At 39.2% G+C, this 12,739-nt stretch carries 14 protein-coding genes; 5 read left to right on the plus strand and 9 right to left on the minus strand.

The window, feature by feature from the left end:
* The coding region (locus tag AX762_RS13290) for an IS3 family transposase (protein ID WP_143139287.1) at positions 1 to 87 on the plus strand (87 nt) is incomplete at its 5' end.
* A 66-nt stretch (positions 88 to 153) separates the two neighbouring features.
* Here AX762_RS13290 and AX762_RS03975 read toward each other — a convergent pair.
* Genes AX762_RS03975 through AX762_RS03985 form a run of 3 tightly spaced genes read right to left on the minus strand, consistent with a single transcriptional unit; the run spans position 154 to position 2,038 of the window.
* A complete protein-coding gene (locus AX762_RS03975; protein WP_071847867.1) occupies positions 154 to 921 on the minus strand; it encodes an ABC transporter permease subunit in 768 nt (255 codons plus the stop codon).
* Positions 918 to 1,835 (minus strand): ABC transporter ATP-binding protein, encoded by a 918-nt coding sequence (locus AX762_RS03980; RefSeq protein ID WP_071847868.1) that lies wholly within the window; start codon positions 1,833 to 1,835, stop codon positions 918 to 920. The genes AX762_RS03975 and AX762_RS03980 overlap by 4 nt, the downstream gene beginning before the upstream one ends.
* The gene (locus AX762_RS03985) at positions 1,835 to 2,038 is read right to left on the minus strand and encodes a PLD nuclease N-terminal domain-containing protein (RefSeq protein ID WP_071847869.1); all 204 of its coding nucleotides are present in this window, start codon (positions 2,036 to 2,038) and stop codon (positions 1,835 to 1,837) included. The genes AX762_RS03980 and AX762_RS03985 overlap by 1 nt, the downstream gene beginning before the upstream one ends.
* A 184-nt stretch (positions 2,039 to 2,222) precedes the next feature.
* Between AX762_RS03985 and AX762_RS03990 the strand changes: the two genes are divergently transcribed.
* Positions 2,223 to 2,609 carry a DUF302 domain-containing protein gene (locus tag AX762_RS03990; protein ID WP_071847870.1) on the plus strand — a complete coding sequence of 129 codons (387 nt, stop codon included), beginning with the start codon at positions 2,223 to 2,225 and terminating at the stop codon, positions 2,607 to 2,609.
* Between the two features lie 99 nt (positions 2,610 to 2,708).
* Here AX762_RS03990 and AX762_RS03995 read toward each other — a convergent pair whose 3' ends face one another.
* Positions 2,709 to 3,545 carry an SMP-30/gluconolactonase/LRE family protein gene (locus AX762_RS03995; RefSeq protein ID WP_071847871.1) on the minus strand — a complete coding sequence of 279 codons (837 nt, stop codon included), beginning with the start codon at positions 3,543 to 3,545 and terminating at the stop codon, positions 2,709 to 2,711.
* 675 nt (positions 3,546 to 4,220) lie between these two features.
* On the opposite strand from AX762_RS03995, the gene AX762_RS04000 reads away from it, so the two are divergent.
* The 3 genes from AX762_RS04000 to AX762_RS04010 all read left to right on the plus strand — a co-directional run bounded on the left by AX762_RS04000 (position 4,221) and on the right by AX762_RS04010 (position 7,233).
* Positions 4,221 to 5,117, plus strand: coding sequence for a glycine betaine ABC transporter substrate-binding protein (locus AX762_RS04000; RefSeq protein ID WP_071847872.1), 897 nt, complete (start codon positions 4,221 to 4,223; stop codon positions 5,115 to 5,117).
* A gap of 215 nt (positions 5,118 to 5,332) precedes the next feature.
* Positions 5,333 to 6,226: a glycine betaine ABC transporter substrate-binding protein gene (locus AX762_RS04005; protein ID WP_071847873.1), complete on the plus strand. Its 894-nt coding sequence runs from the start codon at positions 5,333 to 5,335 to the stop codon at positions 6,224 to 6,226.
* A gap of 128 nt (positions 6,227 to 6,354) precedes the next feature.
* Positions 6,355 to 7,233 carry a hypothetical protein gene (locus tag AX762_RS04010; RefSeq protein WP_083432781.1) on the plus strand — a complete coding sequence of 293 codons (879 nt, stop codon included), beginning with the start codon at positions 6,355 to 6,357 and terminating at the stop codon, positions 7,231 to 7,233.
* 217 nt (positions 7,234 to 7,450) lie between these two features.
* Here AX762_RS04010 and AX762_RS04015 read toward each other — a convergent pair whose 3' ends face one another.
* From AX762_RS04015 to AX762_RS04035, 5 genes are all read right to left on the minus strand, one after another.
* The gene (locus AX762_RS04015; protein WP_071847875.1) at positions 7,451 to 8,386 is read right to left on the minus strand and encodes an aldo/keto reductase; all 936 of its coding nucleotides are present in this window, start codon (positions 8,384 to 8,386) and stop codon (positions 7,451 to 7,453) included.
* 112 nt (positions 8,387 to 8,498) lie between these two features.
* Positions 8,499 to 9,482 (minus strand): NAD(P)H-quinone oxidoreductase, encoded by a 984-nt coding sequence (locus AX762_RS04020; protein ID WP_071847876.1) that lies wholly within the window; start codon positions 9,480 to 9,482, stop codon positions 8,499 to 8,501.
* A gap of 370 nt (positions 9,483 to 9,852) precedes the next feature.
* Positions 9,853 to 10,878 carry a LacI family DNA-binding transcriptional regulator gene (locus AX762_RS04025; protein WP_071847877.1) on the minus strand — a complete coding sequence of 342 codons (1,026 nt, stop codon included), beginning with the start codon at positions 10,876 to 10,878 and terminating at the stop codon, positions 9,853 to 9,855.
* A gap of 105 nt (positions 10,879 to 10,983) precedes the next feature.
* Positions 10,984 to 11,811, minus strand: coding sequence for a carbohydrate ABC transporter permease (locus AX762_RS04030; protein WP_071847878.1), 828 nt, complete (start codon positions 11,809 to 11,811; stop codon positions 10,984 to 10,986).
* A gap of 6 nt (positions 11,812 to 11,817) precedes the next feature.
* Complete coding sequence (locus AX762_RS04035) at positions 11,818 to 12,699, minus strand: carbohydrate ABC transporter permease (protein WP_071847879.1); 882 nt, start codon at positions 12,697 to 12,699, stop codon at positions 11,818 to 11,820.
* Between the last annotated feature and the right edge of the window lie 40 nt (positions 12,700 to 12,739).

Here is a 12,739-nt window from a genome sequence, read left to right on the forward strand (position 1 = left end):
TTATTTTATAATCATGATCGTTATCAAAAAAAATTAAAGAAGATGACCCCCGTAGCTTATCGGGACCATCTTCTATGGACTGCATAATATCGTTTTTTTAAGTGTCTAGTTTAAAGGTAGTAATTCACTATGTAGTAGACACCTGTGCTTTTTTTAATTGATTGCTTTTTTCTTGAAGACAATGCCCCCGCCTAGGATAAATAGGATGATGAGGATACTTGTTGAACTAAAACTTTGGATCATTTCCCGATCCAGTTCCACACCCATCAACCACTCCATATTGCGGCCGCCAAGCTGCAACGGGCTCCATTCCTGAATCAGAGGAATCAATTCGCTTATAAACAGTAACCCGATAAAGCCTGCTACGGATAATAAAGGAGCAAAGGTGCTCTCAAACAAAACAGCAGAAAACAAGAGTAAAGCCAGCAGCATCAAGCCAAAGACATATAAGCTAAACGTCGATAAAAACAAACCTTCTGTTGAGCCGTCTGGAAAATAAAAATAGGTATAGCCTAATGTGATCGCGAAACTGAACCAGTAAAAAACGGTCCAACTTAAGTAAAGGATGCTTAGTTTGGCGCTGTAAATGGATAGCCGCGGTAAACCTTTGGTAACCATATGGACCAGCGTGCCTTTATCATATTCCCGAGCCATCATCGGGCTGAAAACGAGCACCATCACGACCAGACCGATTTGATTGATATTTGAGAAAAACTGCATCCATGAATCGACATAGGTGGGTTCCTGCAAAATAATCGTGATGTTGTCATCCACCAAACCCTCCAGCAGTTCAGGCAGGAATTTAGCGCTAAGCGGACTGAGGATCCCGATTACGGCAAAGACGATAAAAAAGATAAACAGCTTATAATTTCTTATGTGTTCGATGATTTCCTTTTTAAAAAAAGCCAGTGTCCCTCTCATTTTGTCGCCTCCAGAAAAACTTCTTCCATCGTTGGTTCTTTTCTTTCAATTTTTTCAGGTACGATGGCTAACCCCATGACAACTTCCATGATCAGACGTATGGCTTGTTTAGCATCCGTCGTTTCACCTTCAACGCTTTTATCAGTTTGGGTAACGTTGAAAACTTTATCACCGTCAATGAGTGCTTCTTTCACCCTGGCCGCTTCTTCGAGCGTTCCCAATCTGATACTCCACTTCTCTGTAGACAGCAGGCCCTTCAACTCGCTGAGGGAACCTTGTTTCACGATCACGCCTCGATCCAAAATGGCAACCTCGTCGCACACCGCTTCAACATCACTGAGTATGTGCGTCGAAAAGACGACCGTTGTTTTCTCTTTTACTTTTTCAAGCACTGATAACAGCTGTTTCCTTCCAATCGGGTCCAGCGCTGACGTTGGCTCATCACAAATAAGTAATAGCGGATCGTTAATTAGGGCTTGGGCAATACCCAGCCGCTGCTTCATACCGCGTGAGTAATTGCTGATACGTTTATTTGTGTCTTCCAGCCCCACCATCGTTAATAACTCCGAGATTTTCTGGTGGCCGTCTTTAATTTTTGAACCACTCACATCTAAACTTAACTGCATAAACTCTCGAGCAGTTAAAAAAGGATAAAATTCCGGCACATCTGGCAGATAACCGACAAAACGATTCGTCTTGGTATCACCATAAGTAACGACTTCACCATTCACTTTCACTTCACCGGACTCTGCTTTCAGCAAGCCCAGTACGATATTCATCGTGGTGGTTTTTCCTGTCCCATTTTTTCCAATAAAACCAAAAATAGATCCTTTTTCAACTGAAAAAGAGACATCCTCTAAAACCGGTTGTTTGCCGAAAGCTTTTTTTAAATGACTGATCTCCAAAACTGCCATTAGTCTTCTTTCCTTCCGAATATGAGGTATAAAATCGGTCCGATCAGATTAACAAAGATAATGACAAGCGCCCATATGATTTTGTTGTTCTGGTCCAATCGGTCGTTTTTGATCAGGTGAAGTAAAGCCGTCACCATCAGGATCAATTGTAAAAGTACGAGCGGGACAATAATCGGTAAATATTCCATTAAATTAATTGACATCATTTTGCTCCTTTAAGTTTGATATGTTTCAATTTAACCATGAACCCCTTTAAAAAAAAAGGGGCTTAAGACCTATTTCCATGATTATAATTCTTACTTTTTGTAAGCATATGGATTGCTATTTCATATTATTTAAGAGACAATAAAGTATGTAAGATATTTAACAGTAGGAGGAATTTATCAAATGAATTATGCATTCGAAGAAAAAAGCTCTCGCTCATACGCAGAAACATTAGAAAAACTAAAACAGGCCATCACAGATAACTCTTTCGGGGTACTCTATGAAGTAAACCTAAAAGACAAGATTGAGGGCAAAGGTTTTGATTTTGCTAACAACTTTACTGTTTTAGAGGTCTGTAATCCTAAACTAGCTAAAGAAGTCCTGGACGAACAAATTGAAGCAGGCTACTTCTTACCATGTAAAGTTGTTGTTTATGAAAAAGAAAATGCCGTCTATGCAGGTGTTTTGAAACCGACTGTGCTTATTGATATGGTTGGAAATGATTCGCTACACGCTGCTGCCGTTAATGTTGAAGAAATCTTAGTTAAAGCTGTTAAATCTGCAGTATAATCGATAAAAATTCTATAACAGGCTGTAAAATAAAGCCCGACCTTCACTTAGTTAAAAGCGGATGTCGGGCTTTTGCGCATTTTACCGCATTCTTATTGTTTATCTGATTCTCACTCTGAATAATCCGCCTGACAGATCTTCATCATCTTCCTGATCTTTAGCTGTAGTAACGTAGAGATACTCATTATATTTCCCGCCGATACAGCAGGATGTCACGTTTGTCGCAGGCATTGGAATTTCAAATATTTTTTCACCCGTTTCTGAATCCCACTTACAAATCCTTCCACCGCCGTATTCGGCTACCCAGATATCGTCACAGATATCGACACACAAACCATCAGGCGTGCCATCTTCTGTTATCTCGATCAATACTTTTCCATTGGACACCTTTTTCATTTCACGATCGTAGTCATATTTTTTCACAGTTTTGGTTGCCGAATCAACATGATAAAAGGTCTCGCCATCATTAGACCAACCTAATCCATTTGATAAAGAAAGATTGCTTAAGACGACTTCAGCTTCCCCGTTTTCAATGACGTATAGTTCCGCAGCATTTTCGATGATTTCATCTTGTCCCATCGTCCCAACGAAAAACCGTCCTTTGGGATCTATCTTCCCATCATTGTACCTTAGCCGCGCATCTTTGTTAGGGTGAGTGATTAGGGTGCGCTCTCCTGATTCTGGATTGATTCGAAAGATACCATTTTTCTCAGCAGAAAGCAGCATCCCTTCTGGATCAAGAACAAGCGCGCCTATGTGTCCGTCTGTTTTAAAGGTTTTGATCTCAGTTGTGTTGGGGTTTACCTGATAGATAATTTCATCCGTGATTGATATACAATATATCAGCTCATTTTCTGCATCCCAAACCGGCCCTTCGAGTAGCGAACTTCCTGAGTAAAAAACCAACTCAGGTGTAAACATATCTGAACGGTACATATCGTCCTCTCCTTTAACTATGTTATCGCTTTGACTATACACCAGAAAGGGATAATATTGCTAGTTTCAGCTCTTATTTCAGTCTGATTTTGACACATTTATAATAAGGACAGACTATTTAAAAAGAGGACTTCCACGGCAGATACTATATAGGACATTATTGTTCATCCTGACTACCCGCGTGCAAAGCTCGTCACGGTCTTAATGATCAAACTGATGACTAAATACTCTCATTTTTGTCAAATCATTTCACCCGCCTCTTTCATTAAAATAAAAAATGGTTTACTACTAAAGCAGTCTCTAATTTCAATATATTTTTTTCGTAATAGTCCGATTATATTTCATCCAAAAGGAAAAAAGTTCTTCTCAAAGAATACTAATATCATTAAATACTCTCTCATTTTTTTGTTCATAACAACCTCTTGAATACCATTGATCAGACTTTGTTTTTTCACATGCAACTGCTATGTTTTAGTGTCGTCACCTGTTTCTGGTCAGGAGAAGCCTGGAAATAGGCACATCCCAAAAATCAGTTGAGGATAGCGGACAGTTTTGCATGTGAAAAAGATATGTGGTAAGCTTATACATGAGAATAAAAACTTTCTGAAATTTTCATGAAAGTAATAAGTTCTATTTGCTGAACTATCAAGTAAATAAATATATGGAGGATTTAAAATGAAAAAATTAACACCATTGAAATTACTATCGTTAGCTTCTGTTTCATTATTAATCGCAGCATGTGGGACTGATGGTTCAACGGATAGCGAAGACACGAGTATGTTTGAAGAAATGGATTATACAATTACCGGTATTGAACCAGGTTCTGGCATTACAGAAAGTGCTCGGAGAGCGTTTGATGAATATGATAATTTAAGTGGTTGGGAGCTTCAAGAAAGCTCAACAGGTGGTATGATGGTCGAACTTCAACAAGCGATCGAAAAAGAAGAACCGATCATCATCACAGGATGGCAGCCCCATCATATATTTGAAATATATGACTTAAAAATACTTGAAGATCCACAACAATCATTTGGTGCCGCCGAAAACATTCATACAATGACCCGTATTGGGCTCGAGGATGACATGCCTGATGCTACCGCCATTTTAGACAATTTCGCATGGGAAATAGAAGATATGCAGCAAATTGTTCTGGAGGCTCAAGACCTTCCTTTTGAAGAAGCAGCTCAAAACTGGTACGACGAAAACTTGGACTTAGTGAATGAATGGACCGATGGCGTTCCAGAAAGTGATGGACAGTCAATCGATCTTATCTCCATGCCGTGGGACACAGAACGTGCGTCCGCTCATGTCATGACCTTGGTGCTTGAGAATCACGGTTTTGATGTAAACGTGACTAGTGTCGATCCATCTATTTTATTTCAGGCCTTGGCACAAGGTGAAGCTGATGCGACCGTTACACCATGGTTACCAACCACTCATGGTGCCTTTATGGAAGAATACGGAGACGACTTGGTTGACTTAGGTCCTAACCTGCCAGGTGCTGTTTCAGGTTTTGTAGTCCCTGCTTACATGGATATCGATTCCATCGAAGATCTCCCAGCTAATGAATAATACAAGAATCAACTAAAATCGGGAAGAAATTTCCCGATTTTTTTACGGAAAACATTAAATTGAACCGTCATTATTCTTTTGTAAACACATATCAGTTTATAGACTTTTACTTATATGCTAAGATTGATATGTGTGTGAAATCATTCGTGATAGTTTTATGATACATTGATAACTGTTAGATAAATTTAAATTAAATCAATACAGGAGGAATTATTATGAAAAAGACAATACCCTTAAAACTGGTCGCACTTGCTTCAGTGTCATTACTGGTTGCAGCCTGTGGCACTGATGATGCAGCGGATAACGGAGATGCAGGAATCAGCGAGCAACTCGAATATACCATTACAGGAATCGAACCCGGTGCCGGTATAACTGAAAGAGCCGAAGCAGCTTTAGAAGAATATGAAAACTTATCAGACTGGGAACTGGAAACGAGTTCAACCGCTGGGATGATGGGTCAGTTAGAATCAGCTATCAGTAATGAAGAACCCATCGTATTAACCGGCTGGACCCCTCACTATAAATTTGAATTGTATGACTTGAAATTCCTGGAAGATCCACAAAACGTTTTTGGTGATGCAGAATTTGTTCATACTATGGCGCGGGAGGGCTTGGAAGCAGATATGCCCGAAGCTTATACTATCTTAGATAATTTCTCATGGGAAGTCGATGATATGCAGGGAATCATGTTAGATGCGCAGGAAACAGATTTTGATGTAGCAGCCGCGGACTGGATCGAAGGTAATCAGGAGACCGTTGATTCCTGGACTGAAGGCGTGGATGAAGTGGATGGACAGGCAATAGAAATCGGTTCTTTCCCTTGGGATTCTGAACGTGCTTCCTCAGCAGTCATCACGCAAGTGTTGCAAGAACACGGTTTTGAAGTCACGTTAACAAACGTCGATCCATCTATCCTTTTCCAAGCATTATCTCAGGGTGAAGTTGACGCAACCGTTGCACCATGGTTACCAACGACACAGGGTGCTTATCTTGAAGAATATGGTGACCAGATCGATGACTTGGGACCAAATATGGAAGGAACCGTCATTGGTTTAGTTGTTCCTGAATACATGGACATTGATTCCATCGAAGAACTGGAACCTAAATAATAATACGAAATGTTTAAAGGGCTCAGGATCAATTCCTGAGCCTTTTTTTATACATAAATACATCCAGATACCCCTTTTTTTAAGAAAGCGCTATGCTATACTTATGGAAAGACTTAAGGAGGAAAATCATGAATCACACATATGAGACCTTACGATTAAAGTTAGAACGCTTGCTGAAGAAAAAGAAATCAGCTGAAGAACGGTTTCAATTAAATGAAACTAGATACACTGAGGCAAAAGCAGTTTTCCAGAAAGAAAAAGAAGACGTTAAAAAACTGGAATCTCAGTCTCTAACTACTTTTTTGAGAACAGTTATTGGCACACAGGACAAGAAACTTTACGAAGAAAAACAAGAACAAATCAAAGCAAAATTGAATTTAGATAAAACGTCTTCTTTGTACTTGGATTCTCGTGAAGAGCTCTCACGCATAGTCGCTGAAATCGATCAACTTAAAATCGAACTGGACGACTTGAAAGAAAAATTAATAATTACTGATCAGGATTTTCATGAAGACATTACCCGGAAAGAAGAAAAGCAACTCCAACTGGAATCAGAAATTCAAGAAATCAGTGAAGCCTTGAATGCCGGACAAAGTGTTTTAACCGGCTTAAATTTGACATTAAAAAAGCTGGATTCCGCTGACTCTTTAGCCACCTGGGATATGTTCACTGACAGTTTCCTGATCGATATGTTCAAGTATGATAAAATCGATCAGGCTGAAGAAGAGCTCTTTTATCTGGAAGGGTTAATTGAACGCTACAAGAAAGAACTGAAAGATGTTGATCTGCAAAATGTTCTGGACTATGAGAATCTTAGTCAAATGAGACGCGTATTTGATGTCTTCTTCGATAATATCTTTTCAGACTGGAGTACTAAAGATACCATCCAACGGAATAAAGCTGATCTTGATACCCTCTATATCGAAGTCGATCGTATTCAAAAGCAACTGCAGGACCGTAAAGTGACCTTAGTAAAACAGTTACAGGAATCGCAGTTGTATTACTGAATATAATATAGAAATAGCGGGAAAGCTCGATATTAAATGAGCTTTCCCGCTATTTTTTTTAGAATGTTATATAAAAAACCACTTTTTCTTTTATTTGATTCTGTTTTTTTCAAAAGCCGCATTGGTATTACTCAGGGATTTTCTCATAGAGTACTCTCAATTATGAGGCTATTCAGCTTGTTTCTTATTCTCAGTTACTCTTACTTTTCTAAAATTCTTACCAGGGCAGCGGTTGACCTTTTATTTCTTCTATCCACAACCCTTTGAGTGCCTGCAGCATATCTTCTGACAAGAGATCTTTCGAGGCAGAAAGATTCTGCTGTAATTGCTGACTGTTTCTAGCACCCGGTATGACAGTCGATATTTCTTTAAATGACAGGATATACTGCAAGGCAATTCTAACCATCGACTGGTCTTCACCTATTATGCCACGAACTTTATCCACTAGTTCCGCGCGTTTTTTAATATCTTCTTTGCTCCATCTGCTTCTGATACCCGTGAAGGTACTGTCAGCATCATATTTACCTGTGAGCCATCCGGAGTCTAAAGGTACTTTCACGATCAGACCGACGCCTTCTTCATATGCACGTTTCATTGCAGGCAGTGGTTCCTGATAAAAGACATTAAACATGACTTCTATGATCTGACTGTCTGTTTTATCCAATAGTGCATTGATCTCTTTGGCTGTATCCACTGAAGCCCCGTAGGCTCTGATTTTCCCCTGTTTTTTCAGTTTTTCGAGCATTTTGAATTGCGGTGAATTTTGATCAAGTGCAGAAAATGGTGGATTATGGAGTAGTAGACTGTCAAGGTAGTCCGTATTCAATCGCTTGAGACTTCCTTCAACGGATTCCAACAGTTTTTCAGGTTCAAAACTCTGTACGTCATCCGTGTGATGACCGCATTTACTACTGATAACGACCTGATTTCTTTTTCCTTTCAATGCTTTGCCAAGGATCTCTTCACTTTTTCCAACTCCGTAGTTAGGTGCTGTGTCAAAGAAATTACAATCGGCGTCCAATGCTTCATGAACTAAACCAATCGCATCCTCATCAGCCATTCTTCCCCAATCAGTTTCGTTACCTAACTGCCATGCACCAAAACCAACTTCTGACAATTCAATACCTGTATTACCCATCATGCGTTTTTTCATTTATCTTTTCATCCTTAAAATAAATTTTCTTCTTACTATCAATGATACATATCTTTTCAAAAAGATTCCACCAACAGTCATCGTTTCACAAGATACCGCACCTGATTGATCATCAATTTTTTACCTTTAAAATAATTTTACCGATATTTTCATTATCTTCCATCATTCGATGCGCTTCTGGTAACTCATCGAAGGGGACAACTGAATAAATGACCGGACTGATTTTCTTTTCTTCAAAAAGCGGCATAGCTATCTGAGAAAATTCTTGAGTCAGCTGAGCTTTATAGGCATCACTTCTTGGTGTGAGCAACGTTCCTCTGAGTGTGACACGCTTTTTCATTAATTCACTTAACGAGACGTTTTCAACAAATGCCCCTCCCAGAGTCCCGATCAGTATCCACCGCGCATCCACTGCACAACTCGCCAGATTCATCTCCCAGTAAGATGCCCCGACAAAGTCCAGTATGACGTCCACTCCGGAGTTTTCTGTCAGTTCACTTACTTTTTTATCAAAAGCTTCCTTTTTATAATTGACCAAGACATGAGCCCCCAGCTCTCTGGCTTTTTCTAGTTTGTCACTGCGTCCAGCAGTCGCAAAAATAGCGGCCTGGCTCAGTTGACTTGCGAGTTGAATAGCCGCGGTTCCGACCCCGCTCCCCGCAGCGTGAATCAGGATTTTTTCTTTTTCTTTCAATTCGCCTAACCAATAAACCGTTTGATAAGCTGTCAGGAATACTTCTGGGATCGCAGCGCCTTCTTCGAATGACAAAATATCGGGCAAGATTATGGCACGGTCCGCTGACATCGTGACATATTCGCTGTATCCACCGTGATTGACCAAACCACATACCCGGGTTCCTGCATTCAGCTCCGGATTCGTTGACCGATTTTCAATTACGACCCCGCTCACTTCGACTCCTAAAATAGGATACGGTGTTTCCAGCGATTCATTTCCTCTCGTCAATATATCTGTTCGGTTGATACCCGCCGCTTTGACTTCGACTAGAAGTTCGCCCTCATTTGGAACGGGTGTTATGTATTCTTGTAATTTCAAGACCTCTCTATTACCGGGCTTTTCAATAGTCCATGCTTTCATATCGATTTCCTTTCTTGACTTTTCTCCTGGAGCTTTTAATGACCAATATCCTTTATAGTCCCTATCTCATTATTCAATTCCGTGTCCAAGAACCTCATTCGATTTACCTTCCAGCACATCCATGAGACTAAAAGAATTAACAGCTAATTCAAAGGTCATTGGATCGGTCGATAGTAAGCCTAACCTTTTCCATGCTATAAGAGCTCCCTTTATGATGCGCTCTCACTTTTAATATTATAACCGTTCAAAGCATGATTTTACAATTCAAGTAGATCGATCTTCGCCGCTTCATACTTTATATGCATCAAAAAACACATATCTATTTTAACTTGAAGTCTAAAATAAATATGTGTTTTGGTGCATCTCGATATTAGTTTAATTTCTTCACACTATTATTCATAATCATTTGATGGGGAACAATTATTTCATTGGTATCTGCCTTACCTTCCATGATCCGCATGACTAATTTAGCCGCTTCATAACCCATTTCTCTAAACGGTTGTTTTATTGTTGTAATTGACGGGTTTGTATAATCAATGATTTTCAATCCGTCAAAACCAGTCAAAGAGATGTCTTCCGGTACCTTTAGTCCCATTTCATTAATGGCTTTCAATGCGCCTAGTGCCATGATGTCACTAAAACAAACTAACGCTGTTGGAAGATCGGCTTTGTTGGAAGCCAAATAGTGTTTAACATTTTCATAGGCAGTCTGTTCTTTAAATTCACCATCGATTATCTTTCCTTTTATCGAGATACCCTGCTCATCAACTACCATAGATATGCCTTTCATTCTTTGCGTATTAACATCTGCTTTTTTTGCCCCACTCACAATTGCAATATTATGGTGATTATTTGAAATCAAATAATCTCCGATTTCATACGTTGCACGGACATTGTCAATACTCACACTGCCAATTAATTGATTGTCATTAGGTACTTTGACATCTATTAATACACAGGGAATGTTAGTTTTCAATAGCGATTCAAAATAAGGATCATCTAATCTAATCCCTGATAAAACGACGCCTCTAATATTTCGATCTCTGCAGAATTTCGCATAATCTTTTGTTTCCTGCTTTTGAGTTTCAATAAAATACATCGCCAATTCGTAACTGGCTTCTTCGGTCGCTTCGTAAACACCTTTAAAAATATCAAAGGAGTTACTATTATCCAAACTTTCTGAACCCAGGAAACCTGACGAGATCATGGCGATCGTTTTTTGATTTTTAGAGGAAAGATTTTTAGCTACGACATTAGGGGAATAATCCATCTGCTCTGCCATAATTTTCACTTTTTCTCTCGTTGTCGGACTTACATCAGGATAATTATTCAAAGCTTTGGAAACCATTGCGACTGATACACCTGCCGCTTTTGCCACATCTTTAATGGTAGTCATGCGCCTTTCCACCTTTGCTTGAGATTCTATATTTCTAGGCCAGTTGTTGATCAGATACTTATTATAGCATAATGATTTTGATAGTTATTTCAGTTATTCAATCTATTATTTACTCCCTACACTTCTGTCATTTGTAGAAATAAAGTATTTATTCAGGAAGATAAACATAATGAATATTGGAATCACAGAGAATATAGCCCCAGCCATAATGATATCCCAGGCGGTTATATTTCTGTACTGATTGGATAACGCATTCAATCCTTGTGTCAGCATGTATTTATCAGGACTCGTAAGGAATAATAACGGTCTCATAAATTCGTTCCATACACCCATAAATATAAAAATAGCTTGAGTGGCAATGGCTGGTTTCGCATTAGGTAAAACGATTTTGAAAAATATACCTAGAGTGCTCAACCCATCCATGGAGGCAGCTTCTTCAACTTCTCTAGGGAAATTGATGAAAAATTGTCTCATCATGAAGATATAAGCGATATTGATCATCGAGGTTAAAACAATGGAACTGTGCGTATTGATCAGACCAAGATTGGATACCACTATATACAATGGAATCATTGTAACTTGACCGGGTATCATGATCAATAGCAGCATTAGGCTGAATAAAAATTTTCGTCCAAAAAAGTCTATTCTGGCAAATGCATAACCTGCCATTGTATTAAACATGACGTTTAATACTGTGGTAATCAATGCAACGACCAGGGAGTTTCTAACCCATGTTGTATATTGAGATTCAAACAACGTTGTCCATCCAGATATACTCCAACTTTCCGGAAAAAATGTGCCGCCTGAGGCTATTTCAGCTGTAGACTTGAAAGATGTCAAAATACTCCAGCCAAAAGGGAAAAGGGTCAGTAAACTGTACAGTATCAATATTGTGTAAACGATAATTTTCAGTGTTTTATTTTCTTTTTTCATTTTCTATCACCCATTCATCTCATCTGCTTTCATCACTTTGTTGATTATCGCCGTAAAGGTAAAGATGATCACTCCTAATATGAAGGACATCGCCGAGGCTCTTCCCATATCATTGCTTGTAAATGCAAGCTGATAAATATACAGTGTAAAGGTCAGTGTGGCATTTTGTGGTCCGCCAGTCCCTCCAGATAATATAAAGGCCTGATCAAAGATTTGGAATGTTCCTACAACACCCATTGTGACCACATAAAATAAGATCGGCATTAACTGAGGAATGGTCACATGGAAGAATTGCCTGATTTTAGAGGCTCCGTCGATGGAAGAAGCTTCATACAAGTTGGTCGGGATGTCTTGCAGTCCGGATAAAAAGACGACCATGAAATGTGGAACGGTTGAGAAGATATTCATTATCATGATAACACTCAACGCTAGATCAGGGTTGGTGAGAAACTGCGTTCTGATTCCCGTCAATTGTTCGATCTGATTAACAATCAATCCGTTATTATTGAACAACCACATAAAGATAAGCGTCATCGCGGATGAAGAGGTCAACGTCGGAATAAACATAACGGTTAAAAAGACCCGGTTAAATTTAATTTTACTATTCAATAAGGCTGCCATGATCAAGGCGATCGCTGTCTGTATTGGTACAACGACGACGACGTAAGTGGTTGTGTTTCTTAGCGCTGCCCAAAATCTTGGATCACTAATGATTTTTCCGAAATTATCAAACCCTATAAAGGTACGCGTTCCAGATAAAAGATTGATATTGAAAAACATCATGAAAAAGGCGTAAGCAATCGGTACGACAATAAATACAATAGCGGCTAACGCAGCCGGAGCCATGAATATCAACCCTTGGATATTATTTTTTCTTTTTTTTCTCATTTTGATTACTCCCCATATATAGAACTCAACTCCAGACTAT

Source organism: Alkalibacterium sp. 20, from assembly GCF_001885615.1.
Lineage (GTDB): Bacteria > Bacillota > Bacilli > Lactobacillales > Carnobacteriaceae_A > Alkalibacterium.